Below are 20170 nucleotides of genomic sequence, written 5' to 3'. Positions count from 1 at the left end.
TTCAAATGGTTGAACACGGGCCCGTGATTTGCCCGATTAGTTCATATGAACGAGCACGCGCTCCTGCCACAGCTGCGGCAGCTTCTTCGCCGTTTCTTCCCAGGCCTTGTAGTCGCTGACCGGTTTCACATTGGCATAGGCCTCAGCCGGCAGCAGCTTGGCAGCAACGTCTTCCGGAAGCTGCACGCTATCGCGGATCGGACGGGCATAGCCCTTCGCTAGGTTGATTTGGCCGGCATCGCTCAAGATGTATTCCCGCGTCAGCTTGGCGGCATTCGGATGCGGCGCGTATTTGTTGATGATCGTGGCGTAGCCGCTGACCACGCTGCCTTCCTTCGGAATCGCCACGTTAAACTTGTCCGCGCCGCCCAGTTGATCGCGGTAGTTCAGGGCATTGAAGTCCCAGAACAGGGTCACTTGTACTTCGCCCTTTTCGATGTTGGCCAGCGAAGCTTCCGCACTGGACAAGCGGCCTTTTTTCGCCAAGTCTTCGAAGTAAGCAATCCCCGGCTCGATGTTTGTCTCGTCCCCGCCGTAGGCGATGGCGGCCGCCAGCACGGCCATTTGCGCTTGCGCAGCTTTGGTCACATCGCCAACGATGATTTTGTAGTCGTCGTTCTTCAGGTCTTCCCAGCTTTGCGGCGGATTTTTGACCAGGTCCGTGTTCGTGAAGAATGCGATGGAACCTTGGTAACCTACGACCCAGTGGCCGTCCTTGTCCTTGGCCCAATCCGGGATTTCGTCCCAGTACGAGGTTTTGTACGGTTGAGTTACGCCCTTATCCACCGCAACCGGACCAAATGCGATACCGACGTCACCGATGTCCGCGGTCGGCTTATCCTTCTCCGCTTCGAATTTGGCGATCTCTTCGGCGCTCGACATATCCGTATCCGTGTGATCCAACGAATACTTCGTTTTCAGATCCGACCACGTATCTTTCCAGTTCGCCCATGTGTCCGGCATGCCAACGCTCACGACGGAACCTTCTTCTTTGGCCCTCGCTTCCAGATCGGCCAGCGAGAGCTCTTCCGCCTGCGCCGCCCCGCTTGTATCCGTTGCAGCTGCGTTACTCCCGTTGCCTCCGTTGCCCCCTGCACCACAAGCGGCCAGCATCAATACAAACAAGGATAAAACCAGACCCAGCGCTAACTGCCTCTTTAATCCGAATTTCATGGTTTCTATGCACTCCCTGTGGATTATTGTGGGTTCGCTATGTTTTTCTGTTGATTTCGACCCAAGAAGAGTATAGGTTTTGACTGTTTACGCCGGATTAATGGAGATGGCGAAGTTTATTAAAATCATCATAATCATGCACATTGTCACCCCAGGCGGAAATAAGAGACTTTTATGGCCTTATTTCACCTTTTGGTCCCTTTTTGCGTTGAATAAGGGAATTTTGTGGCCTTATTTTCCTGAACTCCCGTCAAACTCACCTCTTCACCGCCCATTTTTCAAAGATAAGGGTAAAAATGTCCGCTATTTCAAGCCAAACTCTATCTTTGGAGCGAATAAGGCCCTTTTTTACCTTTATTACTTACGGCACGCTCATGCAAAAAAAGCCCGGAAGGCCTCCGCCCCCGGGCTTGCAAATCGTAATCTCATGGCAACCCGCCGCTCACCCCTTGATCGAACCGATCATCACGCCTTTCTCGAAGTATTTTTGAATGAACGGATAAATCACGAGGATCGGCAGCGTGGACACGATGATAACGCCATATTTGATCTGGTCGGCATACCTTTGCGCGTAACCGCCGGCGTCGCCGCCCGTGCCGGCCCCGTTCGCGAACACCTGGTTGGACAGCAGGATGTCCCGCAGGACCATTTGCAGCGGCTGAAGGTCGTTGTCCCGGATGTAGATCAGCGCGGTGAAGAAGTCGTTCCAATGCCCGACGAGGTAATACAAGCCGATCACGGACACCAGCGCCTTCGACAGCGGCAGCGCCACTTTCACGAAAAAGGTGAAATGCGAGCACCCGTCCATCACTGCCGCCTCGTGCAGTTCCTGCGGCAACGAGGTTTCGAAGAACGTGCGCGCGATGATCAGGTAGAACACGTTCACACAAAACGGCACGATGAATACCCAGACCGTATTGGTCAGATGCAGGTCTTTCATCAGCAGGTACGTCGGGATCAGTCCCCCATTGAAGAACATCGTGACCACGAACAGGAACATGATCACCCGTCTCGCCTTGAATTCCTTGCGGGACAGCACGTAAGCTGCCGGCAGCGTGAACAGAAGGTTGACCAGCGTGCCGAAAAAGGTGTAAAACAGCGTGTTCCGGTACCCCGTCCAAATTCGCCCGTCCTGAAAAATCTCGCGGTAGCCGAATAAGCTGACGTTTTTCGGTAAGAACAGTACCTTGCCCGTCGAGACGAGCGTCGAGTCGCTGAACGAAGCGATGACGATGAAATACAGCGGATAAGCAATCAACAGAAAAATGACGGTACAGACCAGTCCGAGCACGATTTTAAACACCAACTCCCCGCCGCCCGACCGCGCTCCGGCAGTTCTCACCGCAGGCCCCTTGCCCCCGATTTGCGTTTCGATTTGGCCCATGCCTGTCGTCTCCTCCTTTCCTTCCGATTTTAGAACAGGCTGTTATGGGAGGCCCGTTTCGAAATCGCGTTCATGGCAAACAGGAACACGAAGTTAATCAGCGTATTGAACAAGCCGATGGCCGAAGCTAGGCTGAACTGGTTGGACACGATCCCGATTTTGTACACGTAGGTGGCAATGACTTCTGAAACTGGGAGGTTGAGCGCGTTTTGCATCAGGAAAATCTTCTCAAATCCGGTGCTGAGAATGTTCCCCATGCTGAGAATGAATAAAATGATGATCGTTGGCACGAGCGCCGGCAAGTCAACAAAGCGAACTGTCTGCCACCGGGTGGCGCCGTCGATTTTGGCCGCGTCGTAGAGCTGGGGATCGACCGTAGACAAGGCAGCCAGGTAAATGATACTGTTCCAGCCGCAGTGCTGCCAAATGTCCGAAAGCACATAAACCGGGATGAAAGTCTCGGTGGATGCCAGCAGATTAATATGTCCGAGCCCCAGATATTTGAACATATAGCCGACCACCCCGGTTTCGGGGGACAGCAGCACATTCAGCATGCCGACCAGCACGATCACCGAGATAAAATGCGGCAGATACACCGTCGTTTGCATGAGCTGCTTCATTTTTTTGCGCCGGATCTGGTTCAAAATGAGCGCCAGTACGATTGGAGCCGGGAAGCCGAGCACGATGCTCGCCAGGCTAATCAGAAACGTGTTCCGCATCAGGTCGGTGAACAGATAGCTGTCGATAAACTGCTGAAAGTAGGCCAGTCCCCGCCACTCGCCCCCGGTCAGCCCTTTGCTGAAATCGTAGTCGCGGAAAGCGAGCTGGATTCCGTACATCGGGATATAGTTAAAGATGAGGATAACGGCGATCGCGGGCAGGATCATGATCCATAATTGATAATCGCGTACGAGGGCCTGCAGCCCTTTGCGAACCTGCATGCAACTCGGCCCCCTTACTTTTTGCTCTTGTATTCCTCGTAGTATTTCTGCATGATCTCCAGATTCTGCGTGATCCCGGCCTTCTGGGCTTCCTTCACGTACGCGTCCCATTCCGCCTCGACGCCGCCTTTGGTGACCCACTTGGCAAAATTAGCGTTGGCGAGGTTCATGATGTTGGTATTATTGAGGCTTAACGTGTTGTTGTCCATCGTAGAGTATTTGATAAACATCGCCGGGAAAATATCGTTCTCCTGGTCCACCTGCAGCGCTTCCTTGAGCGGTTCCGATTGGCCAAGCACCTCTTGCATATCTTTGCCAAGGGTCAGCTTCATATCGTCCGAGATATAAAAAGCGCCGTTGTCCGCCATGGTCGACGTCCATTTCCACGTACCCGGGTCCATCTTGGCATCGGCCGGCGGCAGTACGCTATACGAACCATCCCCGTTGTCCTGGATATTCGGGCCGATCGAGCCGAACAACACCTGGATGCCGACCTTGGGGTCGTACAGCTCGTTGATGAAGCGCATGGCGGCTTCCTTGTTTTTCGCTTTGGCCGACATGACGATGTGGTTCACGCCGTAGTTCAGGTTGTAGTAATCGTACATCCAGGAGGGCTTTACGGTGTCCGCGGCCGATACTTTCAGCGGGGCCATGGACGTGTATTGCGGAGCGAGTTGCTCACCGAACCGGTCCGACGCCACCCAGCCCCAGGTAAAGCCGACCTTGGCCGTATCTCCTTCCCCGCGGGCGACGGATTGGTATTTCGTGTAATCGTGAGTGAACACTTCCCGGTTGATTAACCCGGCCTTGTACAGCTTGCTCAGGAAGGCAACCATCTGTTTATACCGGTCATCGATCAGGTAATTCTTCACCTGACCGTCCTCGACGAAGTAGCCTTCCGCGTTCCCGTCGGACAAGGTCATCCCCGTGCTGCCAAGCAGTACGGCCGGGTTGAAGTAGCCGCCGATCCCACCCGGCCAATCCATCGGGATTTCGTCGTTCGGGTCGCCGTTTCCGTTCGCGTCCTTCTCCTTGAACGCCACAAGCACGTCATACAGCTCATCCCAGTTCGTCGGCATCTGAAGCCCCAGATGATCCAGCCACTTCTGGTTGATGTATTGTCTGGTGGACGCGGCCGGCCAAAACCGCTGATACTTCGGCAAACCGTAGATTTTGCCGTCGGGTTGAGTAGCGATCAGCCGGGTCTCCGGCTTGGCCTCGAACATGGCCTGCACGTTCGGGGCCTGATCCAGCATCGTGGACAGGTCTTGGAACAACCCCTGGAACTGAGCGAAATCCGCGTCGGTGATTACGTTCGGCCCGATGAACAGATCTGGGATATCCCCGCTCGCCAGCATCGTTCCTTTCTTCTGCCCCCAATCCGCCGTGATCTCCTGCCATTCAATGTCCACGCCGGCCTTGTCCTCCACCTGTTGCAGCCACTCCATTTCGGCGAGCGGCTTGGTTAATGGGTGCTTTGTCATGATCGCCGTCAGCTTCACCTTCTCCCCGGTGGTGTTCCCGGGCGTACCGGCTGCGCCATCCGGCGTACTCGAGGTATTGCCAGCATTGCCTCCTCCCGAGCCGCATCCGGCCAGCAGCATCACCACGACCAACACGGATGACATGAAAACGGTTACTTTTTTTCGCATTCCCTTTCCCCCCAAATTAGATTTGAGCGGCGGCCGTGTACGAAAGCGTTCACATTTCTTCGCGGATTCCGTCTACGATGGCTGCCGCCGTCTTTGCCTTGCCTGGCCAATCCAGGCACCATAGACTTTAACGGGCAATGCCAAGCTGCGTAAACGGGCGGTTTTGGACCAATTTTCATTTTTTGAAAGCGATTACTTTAGGATCATCAGCCAGACTGCGGGACCGGGCTTTTCAACCCGATTCAAATTTTGTAAATATTCAAAAAACGCCGATCTGGCTCCAGTTCAAAAAGAAATAGATACGAATGCTTAGCCTTTGTAGGTTTGCCGATATTGGCCAGGGGTGGTGCCCAGAATCTTCTTGAAGGAGCGGATAAAGCTGGAGAGGTTGGTATATCCGCACTGGGCAGCAATTGCCTCCAGGGTCTCTTCGCTTTCCCGTAATAAACGTGCAGCTTGCCGGATGCGCAGCCGGTCGAGCGTCTCCTTGAAGTTCTGGCCTACCGTTTTCTTGAAATAATGGCTGAAGTTAGACGCCGACATGCTGAAATAGTCAGCCATTAGCTGCAGGGAACAATTCGGGTCCGTGCCCATCTCTTCAAGTGCTGCGAGCAATTCCTCCCGGGAAGCCATACGGCTTTGGGGCACCGTCTCACGGATCATCTCGCACAGCTTGTCCCCGCTCTCCCGCAAGATTCCGGCCATTTGCTCCAGCGTGTAGCGGGGCCCAAACGCGGCGTCGGTCAGGCGCAGCAGACTCTGGTCGTCCTGACGGAACCGCTGAAGCCCGTTGAAGATCACGCTTGCCGTGTTCAAGTACACGCTGCGCAGCATGTGCGGCGACATCCCGTTGCCGCTAAGGTAACCGGCGAGCCGTTCAATCAGGGATTCCACCTGGGCAGCTTCGTTTTTCAGAATAGCCAGCTCCAGGGATTGCAGCAGCTCGGCGAAATAGGATACCGTCCCGGCTGACGGCGTTTCGAACTCGTCGTAGCATAGCAAGGCGCTGTCGCCGCGAAGCCTCAGTTGCTCCGCTGTGCGCTGCGCTTGCAAATAGGAAACATGCGCGGCCTGGGGATTCCGCCCTTCGCCAGGACGACCGATGCCGATAATGGCCCGGCCTCCTCCGGCGCCATCATCTTCAACTTCGTCCGCCTGCCGCTGAAGTTCCTCTTGCAGCCGCGCCAAATGCGCTTTGAGTGCAAAATTCGCGCCATGGGCGCAGACCAGCACGATTTCGTGGTGATAGATGCTTTTGAAAAAATACCCCTTCACGCCTGCGGGAAACCGCTCTTCTTCGCTTCGGCAAGCGCCCCAAATCCGCTCCGCCGCTTCCGTCCCGGCTTCGCAGGAAATAACGGCCACCGTAAGGAGCGGCCCGTCCAGGCCGATCCCAACCTTTGCCGCCTCCTTCGCGAACGGCTCCCAAGCGAGGAAGTGTCCGTTCACCAGCTCGAGCAGCAGGTTGTCCCGCATCAAGGGAAGCGTCCCCTTCACTTCCTCGTCCAGCCGGCTGTTGGCGGCGGATAAGCCGCTAAGCGTATAGCGGAGCGTCTCGAGCTCGTTCATCGGCTTTTGCTCCTGCGGCTCGAACAAGCCGGTGGCAAACTCCACCAGCCGTTTGATCGGGTGGTAATTGTTGCGGATCGAGACGTAAATCACGATAACCTCCAGCAGGAGGATGAAGCCGACCAGCAGCGCGGTTTTCAACTGGATCGCGCGCAAATCCTGCAGCGATTCCGTTAGCGGAAGCAGGCTGACGTATTTCCAGCCGTTTTTGTCCGAAACCGCATAGGAGACGATATACGTTGTGCCGTTGATTTGGTGGATGCCGGAGACGGGATCGCCGCCGTTCTCCCGCTCCATTCGCTCCACCAGACTCGGCAGATCGTCCGAGCTCCGGTACAGCGAACCGTTTGAAGCGACCAACGGCTGGCCCTGCCCGTCGAGGATAAAAAAGTCTCCGAGATAGTGCTCGGACACCGATCGCATCATGCGTAGAATCGTATCCTCCCGAACCAGGATCATCACCACGCCGGGGGAATGGGACCCGCCGACCGGCAACGGCTGCAGAAAGGTCAGCATCCGCACCCGGTTGTTGCCGGGAATGACGATCTCCTCCACCGGCCGGACGAGAGGCGCGTCCAACGTGTTCAACGTCTCCTTCATATAGGCGGGTTGCCAATCCTCATAGGTGAAGCCGATCCCGGGAGTGGCCATATCCTCCAAACTGTATGCGCTTCCAGTTTTGGAGAATAACATGCCGATGTTTCGCACATAGAGCAGGGTGTTGTAAATGAAGGCATCGGTGGCGTTGTATTTTTTCATTTCATTCGCAATTAGCACTCGCTGGTAATCGCTCTCCTCCGCCTGGTACAGCCGGAACTCCCGATTCTGCGCCAGCTCGAACGGCAGATTGTACACATATCGCGTGAACGTGTCCATCGACGTCATGAACTGCTCCGTGATATGAGCGTTCCAATCCATTTCCTTCGCTCTCACCGCCGTCGCCGACTGCGGATAATAATAGAACAAAATGATCAGCACCGGAAACAGCAGCACAAGCCAATAGGAAATCAACAGCTTGGTCAGCAGATTGATCTTGTTCTTCCCCAAGCAGATCACCTTCCTTTCCGTCCTTGTCCACACCAAAGTTACTTTAAGCATACGGGATCGGTGCCGAAATGAGAACGTCCTTTGTGCTCGATATGGACAGGAATGCAGGGTTGGCGCGAGAAATGGGAATAAAGAACAGAAAACAAAAATAAGACCAGCACGAGGCAGCTCCTAGACAGAACCACAGCACCGGTCTTAAGAAGAATACATTTACAGCTTTCACTTTAACGTCATATCGCTCATAAATGTCCAGCTTAATTCTGTACATCCGTTGCATGATATTGCGCACTTCATTTGGAATGCAAACGGCCGCCGATCTCCCCTCCTATGACCGCTTTTCGCCAATCATTGATCAAATTTACGATTATTTGCTCTTGAAATAGCTTACGTCCTACATCGCGCATCGTGTTGCACAGCGAGTTATCCCAAATGGCCTGCATCTTAGCCAAACGAAGCCGCTCTTCTGTTGATAAGGTTACGCCATTGGGAAGCGCCAAGGCACACCCCTCCATGTAACTTTCCCGGTTAAAACGCCAGGCGGTAAATCGGTCCCCATAACGGGAAGCCAGAACATTTCCGATCGAAATCCCTTTAACATCAAAATCACCAGAGTAATATAGGTGGCCGGAAACCAGGTTTTCCTCCAAATAACGATCGATCAGGCGCAATGCCGCTGCGCTTGCCGGTCCACTGGTGCAAACTAGCATCGGTCCCGCAGTATAGGCGGATTCATTGGCTTCATTCAAATCAACCAAAGTGGAAAATACCGCTGGATTCTCTACCACATAAAAATCGGTGATCGGAGAAAGCACGCTGGTTATCTCAACTTGCCTTAACGATAAAACATATGGCCCGTTACCGCCGTCCCAAGGGCAATAAATATGAACGAGAGAAGATATGTCGTCATCAAAAATTCCCGCGCTGCGGTAAATCTCCCGCGCCTCCAAGGTATCCACTCCGGATGACAAGCCGGGTATCGCCTCGGGATCTGATGGGTCAGTTTGATCCGTTTCGGCAAACTGCTTCCCAAGCTCCTTGGAGCGTAAGGCCTGGAACAGCAGCCGCCCTGCCGGGACGTTCCGGTCCAGCGCATGCGGATCGCCGGTAGTTTGCGCGGCCAGCACCGGTAGGCGGACAGCTGATGGTGGGCTACCGTTCTCGCCCAAACCTGCTGTTGCATCCCCCGCAAGCAGCAGGTTCCACGCGCATGTGGCACTCGCCAGCTCTCTTTGCGCCGTCTCGGGAGCAGCGCGCCACAGCTCACGCAAGGTGCGGTAACCGGCTGCACGGCCGTGGCGCAAACCACTTAACCATTCCGCCACAGCCGGCTGGAGTGGCGTTCCTTGCTCCGCAAACTGGGCTTCCAGGGTCTCAAACAACCTCCCCCACTCCTGCATCGCCAGCAATTCCCGATCCGATTTGGTTCGCAGCGGCTCGCCGGTCAGGACTTCATGAAGTTCGGTAATCGTGAAGGTAAATGCCGATTCCAGCAATTCCTGTTCAAAATCCGCAAGTGGTACTCGGATATCGTCCCCCGGTTTTTTGTACCAGCCAAAAAAGGTATTGATCGCCTCGCATTCCGCTGCAGTAGATCTACTGATGACGGCGTGCCCGCCCGCCTTCTCCAGACTGGCGTATCGCTTCCAGACGGCTTCGAGCATTCTCTTGAACCCGGGACGAGAAAAATAGTCCCGGGCTTTGGCCGCCTGATCTGAACGATCGTTCATCCGCCCGCCGCTCATTCTTCTGCACCGCTTTCTATATATTCCTTGATTTTGCCATTCCAACGGTAGCGGAACAAGGTAACGAAATCGACGTCCTTCGGCCGGTAAATCTCATAAATCGCCAGCTTTGGAACCGTATCGTAGCAACCCCACAGCACCTGGGAGGTCATCATATAGTCAAAGCCCATATCCGTCAGCAGCTTGAACATATCCCGCATGTTCTCCTCATCCACGCCCGCGAACGCTTCGTCAAGAGAAATAAGCCGCGGCGCGTCGGTTCTCGCGTCGGAATACCGCGACCATGTGGCGGCGAACAGCGGAATATACATGGCCATTGCCTTTTCGCCCCCGCTCAGCACGTTGAAGCGCGCATCGGTGAGCGGACGGTAACCAATCTGCTCACCTTTTTTGTATTTCAGTTCAAACTGGAACCAGTTGCGATAATCTAGCACTTGGTAGAGATGTTGACGCAGCGATTCCTGCTCCTCCTGGGCTGCCTGTTTTGCGCTGACGATTTGCCCACGAAAATGCTCGATCATCGCGTCGATTTCGTCCTCGCGCAGCCTATGAGAATCCCGCTTCAACAGTTCGACCAGGTCGGAGACATCGAGTTGCTGTTCCCCCGCCGCGACTTTAGGTTGCCACTCAAGCTTCAAGCGAAGACCGCTTGATGTGTCTCGCTCCTCCATTAGCTTGTTCATTTCCCGCACCCATTGCTCCGCACGGTGAATTCGCTGCCGGATCGCTTTGCCAACACTGCGGAGAATGATTTCCTCATACAGTTCGCGGTCTTTCTCACTTAACAAAGCGCTTTGCTCCGCTTCCTGCTGTTCGAGTTCTTCCAGCAACGCCTGCGGCGGCAGCGGCTGGCGGGGGTTACGCATGGAAAGCAGCAACAAACGTCCGGTTGTTTCATCCGCAACCGTCTCCAGCACATACTCCGTCAGCAGCATGCGCGCGGCATTAAACTGCTCCAACAAACGGTTAACGATGTTTTCGGCATTACGCCCGGTAAACAAGGGTTCGTATTGCCGCAGAATTTCTTTGGCAGAGGCCTGCAGGAAAACTGCCCGAGTTGTGGCTGCGCCCGAGTTCGCCGCGTTCGCTGTATCCGCCTCAGTCGCTACGCTCCGCCACTCGTCAACCAGACCTTGGCGCAGCTCTGCTAGCAGTTGCTCCAGCGTTCGTTCCAACTCGACGTGCAGCACTTCTGCCTGCTCCCGCAGCAGCACCAGCTGTGCTTCCGCCCGGGATGCCTTGTCTTTGGCCGCATCGAGCAGCCGCTCCTGTTCTTTGACGCGGACAAGTAACGCAGATTGCTCGCGCTTCAGTTCCTCCAGCCTCCGCGCAACATCGGCCAACCCTAACTCCTCGATCAGCCTCCGCAACGTATCCACCTGAGCGCGCTGATCCCGCTGCCGCTCGCCGAGCTCTTCCGCCAGTGCTTCTTCATCCTCCAGTTCCAGGATCAAAGCGTCCAACTCATCCTTGAACCGCTCCCAAGACGCGTGAGCGTCCCTGTACTGCCGCCAGGCGGAATGCAGGTCCGAAAGCGACGCTTCATAATCGCGCAAGGCGTTAACCGCCGCCGCAAGATCCGGCTCGCGTTTCAACCGGGTCCAGTTCGCGGTCAGCTCTACCAACTCTCGCTGCAGTTCGCGCCACTGCGCCGACTTCGCCTTGAACCGCTCATTGGCCTGCGCTTCCTGCCGGGCCGCAGCCTGCAGCCGATAATCCGCTGCCTGTAGTTCGCGCAGGGCTCCAGCCAGGTCCGCCCCGCCGGGAAAAAGCTCACGCTCTACCGCCAACTGCCTTTCCGCTGCCTCCTGACCGGCAAGCCGTTCGTCCAGCTCTCGCAGCACGGCGTCCAATCTGGCGATCGCCTCGCCCAGCCGGGCAATTTCCATCATGCGGGTACGGCGGCGCGTCTCCTTGCCGATATACTCCGCCCGCTCCTTCACCGCCGCCTTCCCGGCGAGCGGGCCAAGCCGGTAAGAGCCGTCGGCTGCGATCATGCCGCTCCAGTCGCCGTCATCCAGTAGGCCGCCTTCCTCGTCCCACAAAAAGCTGCGCAGTACCGCATCGATCGCCGCGGCCGTGAGCCCGCTTCCCTCTGGTGGATCGGCAACCAACATGTCCGCCAGCGTATAGCCGAATTCCTGCGGACGAGGTACGATCCAGGCTTCTTCATCGTCATTGCCACACTCCTGCACCCGGCCGTCCGGGGACAGCCAGGCATCAAGCAACCCCGAACGCTCCAGCGCTTCCTCGATCCGCGCCTTGGTGTCATCGCCTACGTGCGGCCGGAAATCGCACGCAGCGAAGAGCGGCGCCCCGCCTCGCTCTGCATTAGCTTCGCGGAATTTCGCACGTGCTGTGCTGCGCCCGGGTTCCGGCTCCCGACTTTGCTCCCAGCCGCGCTTCTCTTCCTGCAAGCTCGAGCGCTCCGCCAACAAATCCCTCCGCTGCTTCTCCATATCGAGCCGGCGGGCCACCAAACGATCCCGGGCCGCTTCGTACCGGTCCAGCAGCGGCCCCCGCACCGGCTCCAGCGAGGTCTGCTCCAGTCCGTACTCGCGTAGCGCCCCAAACGTCTCGCGCAGCGCCTCCTCATTAAAAGGCAGTTGCCGTAGCCCGCTTTGCCAGGCGACAATCTCGTCCTTAAACGCCTCCTTGCTGTCAGCAAACCGCTTATCCCGCTCGCCGCGCTCGCGCTCCGCCTCATCCCGCGCTCGGCTCGCTTCACCCAACTCGATTTCGCTTTCCTTGACCAGCGCAGCCGCCATTTTTTCCTCCGCCGCCTTGGCCAGGCCCCGTTCCACAGCATCGCGATGCGTGCGCAGATCTTTTCGCCACGCCTCTTTCCACAGATCATCCACCGGCACGTTCGCTGTCCAATACCGGTGATATACGACATGCCCGGCAAACTCCATGTCGCCCGCAATCGCCTCCAACTCGTTCAGGAGTTCCCGTTGCTCCCGTTCGGCGGTGTCCCGCTTGGCTTCGGCCTCCTGCAGCCCGCGCTCAAGTTGCTCTTGCTTTATGCGGGCCTTGCCCGCTTTTTCCTTTGCGCGTTCCAACTGCTTTTCCGTGTCCGCCAAAGCCGCCGCGGCCGCCTCATACTCCCGTTGCTTGCCGATAGCTTCATGCTTCTCCAACAATTCGCGCTCGACGGCAATCTCCTGCAACCGGTTCTGGATGCCGCTGCGCTCTGTCACAGCCCCCGCCTTTTCCGCCTCCGCTTGCGCCAGCGTCTCTTCGGACCTTCTTACTCTGGCAGCGACTTCATCATAAGCAGCTTTGGCCTCCAACATGTCCTCAGATTTCGTATACAACACATGCTTGTTGTAAAAATCGTACCGCTCCTGCAGCTTCACCATCTCGGCGCGATGCCGCTTCAGTTCGTCCAGCCGGTCGGTCATTTGGTCCATGTCCTCCAGCACCTCTGACAACGGCCGCAGCTCCTCCTCCATCAACGGCGGCAGCGCCTGATGGAGAATCTCATAGATCGCCGAAGGCTTGAAGTCCTTGGACAGCTTTGGACTCCGCAACTGAATCATGAGTTGGAGCAAGTCCTGATAAGCATCCGTATCCGCGAACCCGAAAATATGCTTGTTCACCATATCCTGATACGATTTCTGATCCAAAACGACCTGGCCGCCCGTTCCCACCTTCGCTTCCAGTTCCTTGCGGTCGAGAGGAATGCGTACGCCGTCCTCCAGCCATCCATTACGGTCGTAAAGCCAGAAGTCACGCCCGATGCGCCGCCCATCCTCCAGCAAAAACCCCCAGAACTGCACCTGGGCCGCGTTTCTTCTCGCCCGCAGCCCGATGCCTACCGTTCTGTACGCTCCGGTCGCACCATGCTTGAATTCCATCCATAAGTAGCCCGTCGTATCCGTCTTACCGCCGTCCTCCTCGCCAAGCAAATAATACTCGATGCGGCGGTCCCGCGAACCGAACGGGTCAAGCCGGTGCGCCCGCTTGTCGCCATCCAGCACGAGCGGCAGGAAGCTTTGCATTGTAACCGACTTGCCCGACCCGTTGGCGCCGCGCAAGATCAGCCGGCCTTCCTCGAGTTGAAATTCCTCTTCATCGTAATACCAGAAATTCAAAATCCCGACGCGATGCATCTGCCACCTTGCGGCCGCTCGGCCGCCTTGACCGGAAGCCCCGTCCGCTCTCAGACCGCTTTCCTGCTCCACCATTTGCTGTTCCATCAGTTAAATCCTCCCGTTTGGATGTTGATCCATCACACCTAAGTATCAAAATCGTTATTTGCATATTCCGAACTCCATCTAGCCAGTACGGGCGAGATCAGGAACGAAGTCTCGCCCTCCCACTCTCCCAGCCCCCATTCGGCTAAATGGTTCATACACAGTTCCGCCAGTTCCTGGGAGGCAGCTTCCCGAAGATCCTTGCTCCAAAACTCTTTATGTTTAAGCTGTAGCCTGTACAGAAGCGTCTCGATATCCGCCTTGGTCAACCGGACCGTGCCGTTGTCCTCCACGTACAATACGCCTCCCTCCGCCAGTTCCTTGCGGATTTCGCTCGCAAGCAGCAGCGCCAAATCCGAAGCGGCCGACATCGTCGGAAACAGCTCGCTCTCGCCGGTCAGCTCGGGATGGAAAAACCACAGCCCTTCCCGGTAACGCCGCCCGGTCCAGCCGAGCATATTTTCCAGTTGATCGATGATCGCCCGCCGCTGCCACAGCACATAATTCAAATCTTCCTCATCCCAGTGCCTGTCCACCACCGCCGGCTCCAATAGCAGCCGGCGGTATATCCGGTGCCGCCGCCGCATCGACTGCCCGTCCTGTGTGTCGGCGTACGGAATGGGGTCTTCCAACTCCTCCAGCCGCGAGCAGCCCGTCAAATCGCGCGGAAAGCGCCGAAGCACATATCGGGCCAAAGGCGAACACTCGTACAATGCATTGCGCTCCGCGTCCTGCGCCCACTGGCCCTCATCGCCGTCGACGCTGTGCAGCACGCCAAGCGCCCGCAGCTTCTTCAGCGCTCTGGCCATCGACAAGCGGTCATAGTAATTCCGCCAGTCGGCCTCCAGCCCCGCGCTCAGCATCTGCTCGCGGATTTCCTCCACGATGTCGGTGAGCAGGAACTGGTCCAACTCCGTTTTTCCTTCCAAATACCACAGTCCATAGGTAAAAAAAACGTAGTCCCGCTTTTCGCGAAACTCAGGAAAACCCATCCACGGGTGCGCCTTCACAGGCGTCTTGTCCAGCTTGGCGATTGTCCGGGTCATAATCAGCGGAAAACCTGCCTTATCCATAAACCAGTCGCGCAGCTCCTCGTAATGGTCCCGGATGGCAAAATACAAGTCCGGGTCTTCCTCCTTTGCAACCCACGGACGGTTCAAGAGCGCGTGCATGCACGCGCGCTTTCGTTCGGCCGCCTGCTCGGCGTTTATTCCCCGTTTGCTTAGTCTTTTGAGCGCACCTCCAGCCATCTACCGCCCCTGCCTTTCCGCCTCGTTTTCGGATCGGACCTCCGATTCAAATCTTGATCCGGCTTCTCCCTCGACTTCTGCCGTATCGGCCGCCGCAGCCGCTTCCGCAGCGGCAATATCGGCCCCGTTTGCCCCCTGCTTTGCGGCTGTTCCCACGGCCAAGCCATTCGCCGCTTCCGTCAGCCTAAAATGCAGCTCGTAGTTTGCCATTTCCAACTCGCCGTCTTCCGCGTGCAAGATTGTCCGCTCCGCCGTACGCGGATTGCTCATCCGAATCAACACGCCTTCCGGCGTAACAAACGAGTGGCCATTTCCTGTCGTCATGCACCGGCCGATCCACTGCAGCAACCGTAGCCGCTCCTTGGCCGTCACCGGCCCGAGCTCCGACACTTTGACGGAGCTCCGATCTAGTAACGCCGCGATCATCCGCCATTCCTCTGCCTGCCGCAGTTTGAACGCTTCCCGCTCCCGCTGCTTCCGCCGCTCGTTGTCACGCACCGCGTCCGCCGGCTGACGCTCTCCGCGCTTGCGGCTGCGCGAACGCAGCATGCGCACCATCGGCCGCTCCTCCCAGGACGACATGTCCGCCCGGTCCGAGTCGCGCAGATCCTCGCCCTGCAAGTGCCTCGTCGGGAACAATCCGAAAGCGTATGCGGACAACCTGTGCGCCTCCTCGACCGTTTCGATCGAAGCAAACCAGCGGGCCAAGTGCTCTAGCTCCTTTTTGCGGCTTAGTCCCGAACGCTTCCGTTCCTGAATACGAATCGCGCTGCGTACAATACGGGCAATCGCATCCTTCGTCGCCCGCTCCAGCAAGGTGAGCTCGCTGGGCGCAGCCCCCTCGCCCACAAACCAGCGCCGGATATTCGTCCAGCCTTGACGAAGTTCTTCCAGCAGTTCCTCCCGATCCGGTTCGTCCTCCAGCCGCGGCTTTCGGAGCTCACCTTCCACGACCTGCTCTAAAAACAGATCCCGTACCGAATCGTTAATTCGCTGCAAATTACCTTCGATTTTATAAGCGCTCCGCTGTAGCGCCTGTACGAAATTTTGCAGGTAATCGGTCAACTTTTCCTTAAAGATCAAGAAAGCTTCCGTCACCATCATCTCTTCCGCCCGAGCCGTATGCAGGCTAGCGATATAGTCCGCCGCATTTTCATGGAGGTTAACAAACGAACGGTACAAGACGTTCCACAGCTCCAGCGCCGCGTCCGGCTCCAGTTCTCCGACCTGGCTACGAATGTCAAACAGTTTATCCGCAATCGTGTCGAATAAGGAAGCTTCCAGCGAACCGCCATACCCCGTTACCTTCTCCAGCGTCTCCAGCAGCCGTTCGATTTCGATGGAATACGGGCGGAGCAAATACTGCATCTTCTTTTTGAGATACTCTTCCAGCGTGGAGGAGCGTCCACCGTCGTGACGGGCAGTCAGGTTTTGCCACTCCACCAATTGATCCAGGTCGCCTTGGCACAGTTCAAGTGTATAATCCGGCCACACGTTCCAAGCCTTGACCGCTTCAAAGACGTCTTCCGGCTTCAGCCAATACCGCAGTCTTTTATACTCCTGATAGAAAAAACGCATGATCGCCCGGTAGCGAACCACGTTGTCAGCATTGACATACTTCAACTCGGGTATCCCGCGCAACGATTGCACCGGCAACCCCGGCAAATGAGACTCCATTCTCGCCCCCCCGTTCCTTTCAGAAAACTACTTTCATCTTAAAATACCCGCCACCTTGTGACAAGCCGAGAGGGGGGAAGTCATACGATGTTATTACTTGTCGTTGATGGATCGGGGACAAACTGAAACCACAAAAAAACGGTACCTTGGAAATGCGATGTATAACAAGTAAAACAGAGCCAGCAACCATCGGCTAGTCCTGGCTTGGCTGGGAATGATGCTCCGTCTTCGATCGAATGGGGCTTCTATAGCAAAAGAAAACAGCCGCCGGCTCTTCAAGCCGATCCCAAATTTCATTTGATTTGACATCAGAAATCCTCCGAATTGGGACGCTAGTCCCCTCCACCCTATGTACAAAAAAGGAAAGCAGTGAGACAATGATAAACGGCTTGTTTACAGAGAGAGATTTTTGGGGGAAGATGAGAAACCGATGGGATTTGACATCATTGCGGCAGCACTTATTTTTGGAATGACTTTAACCTTTGTGATTTGGCAGCCGAAGGGGCTGAATATCGGGTGGTCCGCGTGCGGCGGTGCGGTGTTGGCGCTGCTTGCCGGCGTCGTCGGCTTTGGCGATGTGGGGGAAGTCGTGCAGATCACGTGGAACGCCACTCTAACGTTTATCGCAATCATCATCATTTCGCTGATCTTGGATGAGATCGGCTTGTTCGAATGGGCAGCGCTGCACATGGCCCGGGCTGCAAAAAACAGCGGCATCCGCATGTTCATTTACGTCAGCTTGCTGGAGGCGGTGGTCTCGGCGTTTTTTGCCAATGATGGGGCAGCCTTAATCCTCACGCCGATTGTGCTGGCGATGGTTCGCCATTTGAGTTTTGAGGAGAAAATGATCTTCCCGTTCATTATGGCGAGCGGGTTTATCGCGGACACTACCTCTTTACCGCTGGTTGTCAGCAACCTGGTGAACCTCGTGTAGCGGATTATTTCGGAATTGGCTTCGCGCAATATGCCGCTCGGATGATTGTTCCAAACCTGTTCTCGCTCGGGGCAACGGTGGCGGTGCTGCTGCTTTATTTTCGCAAAGGTATTCCTCGCACCTATGACCCGTCCAAGCTGAAAGCACCATCTGAGGCCATCAAAGACCAGCGCCTGTTCCGCATATCTTGGGTGGTGATGGGAGTCCTGTTGATCGGCTACCTCGTGAGCGAGTTCCTTCATCTTCCGGTATCCTTGCTCGCCGACACCGTGGCTTTGATCTACTGGGCCATCGCCCGCCGAAGCCAAGCGGTCGATACGAAGGCCGTCATGAAAGGCGCGCCATGGAACATCGTCGTCTTCTCGATCGGGATGTACGTTGTCGTGTACGGCCTCGGCAATGCCGGGCTGACCGAAGTCTTGGCCAAGCTCCTCCAAACGGTGGCAGATCAAGGCCTATTCGTATCCACGATGGCTATGGGCTACATCTCGGCGTTCCTATCGTCGATCATGAACAACCTGCCGGCCGTCATGACCGGCGTACTCGGCATCGCCGACACGGCCACCTCCGGCACGATCCGCGAGTCACTGATCTACGCCAACGTCATCGGCACCGACCTCGGCCCGAAGATCACACCCATCGGCTCACTCGCCACTCTCGTCTGGCTCCATGTCCTCGCCAAGAAGGGCGTCCGCATCTCCTGGGGCACGTATTTCAAAGTTGACATCGTGCTGACGATCCCGATTTTGTTTGCGACGTTGTTGGGGTTGTGGGTGGTGTTGTGGGTGTTTTAGGAGGGGCAAATTGCCCCCTCTTTTCATTCCACGAATAACAGCACCTCAATCATCAACCCCACACCCAACCTAAAACCCTGCGCGAACGCGGCTGCCATCTCCATCTCTTGAATTTGCTGCTGTAAGTCGATTAGCGCCTCAATTTGGTAAAATCCTCACCAGATCGTTTCTCTCTCCAAGCCATTGTTGGCTTCGGATAATGCGTTGCTGAGTTGGCGGTATTGCGGGTCTTTGGGGGCCATCTGCTCGGGGATGAGATGACCGTAGTAGAGAGATTCCAGAAAGGATGGCATCGAAAAAAAAAGAATAGCAAAATCGGTGGCCGCATGTGGTACGTATCTGCGAAACACTTGTATTTTCAAGCACATTTGGATACGCTCAAGATAAGGTTCCAATTTGACAGAATGAATGGATGGTGTCTTATGCCTAATCCAAGACTTGAACCACAACAAATATCCGCCATAATCGATTATTTAAACGAGCGTTTCAATGCGCATACCGTGATATTATTCGGGTCAGCAGCAAGGGGGGAGATGCGCCAAGACAGCGATGTAGATATTGCCTATATTTCTGAAGATCCACCTCACTCCGCGTATGAACTATTTATGGCTGCTTCTGAACTAGCCAATCGGGTAGGGCGTGAGGTAGACCTGATTTATTTTCCCCAGGCGAATCCCGTCTTCAAAGCACAGATCATTGGAACAGGTGAGGTATTGCAAGATGTCGAGCCTTATGTCCGGCAGACCGCATTTATGCAAGCCCTCAAGGAATATGCCCTGCTTAACGACGAGCGCAAAGAAATCATGGAGAATTACCAGAGAGGGGGAGCCAATTGAACCGCGATATACTAGCGAACAAAACAGAAACGATCAACCGTTGCCTGAAACGGATCCATGAAGAGTATGAAGGAAAGCGAGAGAACCTCGAAAATTACACCAAACAGGATTCCATTATCTTGAACCTACAGCGGGCCTGTGAAGCTTGTATCGATTTAGCCATGCATCTGGTCTCAGAAAATAAATGGGGAATCCCTCAGAGCAGTCGGGAGGCTTTTGATCTTCTATTAGATAATGGAGTGATTGACAAAGAACTTAACCGTAATCTGAAGGCCATGGTTGGTTTTCGTAACATAGCCGTACACGATTATCGAAGTATACAAATCGAAATCGTCCAGGCCATTCTTGATCACCACCTCGGAGATTTCGTTCTTTTTGCATCAAAAGTCAGAGATTTTGGTGCTTAAAGCCTCCGGAAAGAAACTATGTTTTCCAGGGGCTAGTATCTACAGCCCCCCACTCCATTCTGCCGCCCTTTTGCAACAAATCCACGCAATACCCGCAATGCGTTTGCGGAGTTTTTTTCCTATTTGGAAAAAGACACTTGCGACCATTCATTGCATCGAGACTATGATCCTGTAAATTATCAACCAACAGCCGCTCCCAACCGGAGCACAAGCAAACAAATGCCATGACCAGTCTGTACTTTGACTCCCGAGTAATCAGTAACAAGTGAATCCGGTCATCCGGAGTACGGCTCCTGTTTCGATCTACGCACTCACGAGGAGTGCGACGAAAGAGATCGAGCGGGAGCTGCCTAAGTTTATCATTTCAATCCACGCACTCACAAGGAGTGCGACCCACGATCTCAGAGATTGTTCAGGCTCCGGAAGAGATTTCAATCCACGCACTCACAAGGAGTGCGACAAATCTCTCTGAGGTCAGTTTAGCTGACCGGAAAGATTTCAATCCACGCACTCACAAGGAGTGCGACGCTTAGGTGGAGGTATTTTCCCCTCACCTACAGGAATT

Annotated in this window: 12 protein-coding genes and 1 pseudogene; 3 read left to right on the top strand and 10 right to left on the bottom strand. The window is 55.5% G+C overall.

Features of this window, described 5'->3' with window-relative positions:
• Nucleotides 1–36 precede the first annotated feature (36 nt).
• The 9 genes from POTG_RS05345 to POTG_RS05300 all read right to left on the bottom strand — a co-directional run bounded on the left by POTG_RS05345 (nt 37) and on the right by POTG_RS05300 (nt 16634).
• Nucleotides 37–1173 carry an ABC transporter substrate-binding protein gene (locus POTG_RS05345; protein ID WP_009223791.1) on the bottom strand — a complete coding sequence of 379 codons (1137 nt, stop codon included), beginning with the start codon at nt 1171–1173 and terminating at the stop codon, nt 37–39.
• 442 nt (nt 1174–1615) lie between these two features.
• Nucleotides 1616–2557 carry a carbohydrate ABC transporter permease gene (locus tag POTG_RS05340; RefSeq protein ID WP_009223790.1) on the bottom strand — a complete coding sequence of 314 codons (942 nt, stop codon included), beginning with the start codon at nt 2555–2557 and terminating at the stop codon, nt 1616–1618.
• Between the two features lie 29 nt (nt 2558–2586).
• A complete protein-coding gene (locus POTG_RS05335; protein WP_009223789.1) occupies nt 2587–3498 on the bottom strand; it encodes an ABC transporter permease in 912 nt (303 codons plus the stop codon).
• A gap of 14 nt (nt 3499–3512) precedes the next feature.
• Nucleotides 3513–5150: an ABC transporter substrate-binding protein gene (locus tag POTG_RS05330; protein ID WP_009223788.1), complete on the bottom strand. Its 1638-nt coding sequence runs from the start codon at nt 5148–5150 to the stop codon at nt 3513–3515.
• A gap of 309 nt (nt 5151–5459) precedes the next feature.
• A complete protein-coding gene (locus POTG_RS05325; protein WP_009223787.1) occupies nt 5460–7766 on the bottom strand; it encodes an AraC family transcriptional regulator in 2307 nt (768 codons plus the stop codon).
• Nucleotides 7767–8056: 290 nt separating this feature from the next.
• Nucleotides 8057–9493, bottom strand: coding sequence for a TIGR02679 domain-containing protein (locus tag POTG_RS05315; RefSeq protein ID WP_164744097.1), 1437 nt, complete (start codon nt 9491–9493; stop codon nt 8057–8059).
• Nucleotides 9494–9504: 11 nt separating this feature from the next.
• The gene (locus POTG_RS05310) at nt 9505–13710 is read right to left on the bottom strand and encodes a TIGR02680 family protein (protein WP_009223785.1); all 4206 of its coding nucleotides are present in this window, start codon (nt 13708–13710) and stop codon (nt 9505–9507) included.
• Between the two features lie 38 nt (nt 13711–13748).
• Nucleotides 13749–14957: a TIGR02678 family protein gene (locus POTG_RS05305; protein ID WP_009223784.1), complete on the bottom strand. Its 1209-nt coding sequence runs from the start codon at nt 14955–14957 to the stop codon at nt 13749–13751.
• On the bottom strand, nt 14958–16634 hold the full coding sequence (locus POTG_RS05300) for a TIGR02677 family protein (protein ID WP_009223783.1): 1677 nt from the start codon (nt 16632–16634) through the stop codon (nt 14958–14960).
• Nucleotides 16635–17064: 430 nt separating this feature from the next.
• Between POTG_RS05300 and POTG_RS05295 the strand changes: the two are divergent.
• Nucleotides 17065–18362 (top strand): annotated as a pseudogene (locus POTG_RS05295) (arsenic transporter).
• Between the two features lie 23 nt (nt 18363–18385).
• On the opposite strand, the gene POTG_RS25240 reads toward POTG_RS05295, so the two are convergent.
• Entirely contained in the window at nt 18386–18505 is a 120-nt protein-coding gene (locus tag POTG_RS25240; protein WP_323079171.1) for a DUF6809 family protein, read from the bottom strand.
• Between the two features lie 279 nt (nt 18506–18784).
• Between POTG_RS25240 and mntA the strand changes: the two genes are divergently transcribed.
• The gene (mntA, locus tag POTG_RS05290) at nt 18785–19198 is read left to right on the top strand and encodes a type VII toxin-antitoxin system MntA family adenylyltransferase antitoxin (RefSeq protein WP_009223780.1); all 414 of its coding nucleotides are present in this window, start codon (nt 18785–18787) and stop codon (nt 19196–19198) included.
• Nucleotides 19195–19605 (top strand): type VII toxin-antitoxin system HepT family RNase toxin, encoded by a 411-nt coding sequence (gene hepT, locus POTG_RS05285; RefSeq protein WP_009223779.1) that lies wholly within the window; start codon nt 19195–19197, stop codon nt 19603–19605. Before mntA ends, hepT begins: the two co-directional genes overlap by 4 nt.
• Nucleotides 19606–20170 lie beyond the last annotated feature (565 nt).

This window comes from Paenibacillus sp. oral taxon 786 str. D14 (genome assembly GCF_000159955.1).
Classification (GTDB): Bacteria; Bacillota; Bacilli; order Paenibacillales; family Paenibacillaceae; genus Fontibacillus; species Fontibacillus phoenicis.
The sequence above is the reverse complement of the archived record's forward strand: the minus strand, read 5'-3'. Positions and strand labels throughout refer to the sequence as shown.

What these genes read in the sequence shown, in the direction of transcription:
- POTG_RS05305 (WP_009223784.1), bottom strand. Translation starts at nt 14,957, where the DNA reads ATGGCTGGAGGTGCGCTCAAAAGACTAAGCAAACGGGGAATAAACGCC.
- mntA (WP_009223780.1), top strand. Translation starts at nt 18,785, where the DNA reads ATGCCTAATCCAAGACTTGAACCACAACAAATATCCGCCATAATCGAT.
- POTG_RS05345 (WP_009223791.1), bottom strand. Translation starts at nt 1,173, where the DNA reads ATGAAATTCGGATTAAAGAGGCAGTTAGCGCTGGGTCTGGTTTTATCC.
- POTG_RS05310 (WP_009223785.1), bottom strand. Translation starts at nt 13,710, where the DNA reads ATGGAACAGCAAATGGTGGAGCAGGAAAGCGGTCTGAGAGCGGACGGG.
- POTG_RS05330 (WP_009223788.1), bottom strand. Translation starts at nt 5,150, where the DNA reads ATGCGAAAAAAAGTAACCGTTTTCATGTCATCCGTGTTGGTCGTGGTG.
- POTG_RS05340 (WP_009223790.1), bottom strand. Translation starts at nt 2,557, where the DNA reads ATGGGCCAAATCGAAACGCAAATCGGGGGCAAGGGGCCTGCGGTGAGA.
- POTG_RS05300 (WP_009223783.1), bottom strand. Translation starts at nt 16,634, where the DNA reads ATGGAGTCTCATTTGCCGGGGTTGCCGGTGCAATCGTTGCGCGGGATA.
- POTG_RS05315 (WP_164744097.1), bottom strand. Translation starts at nt 9,493, where the DNA reads ATGAACGATCGTTCAGATCAGGCGGCCAAAGCCCGGGACTATTTTTCT.
- POTG_RS05335 (WP_009223789.1), bottom strand. Translation starts at nt 3,498, where the DNA reads ATGCAGGTTCGCAAAGGGCTGCAGGCCCTCGTACGCGATTATCAATTA.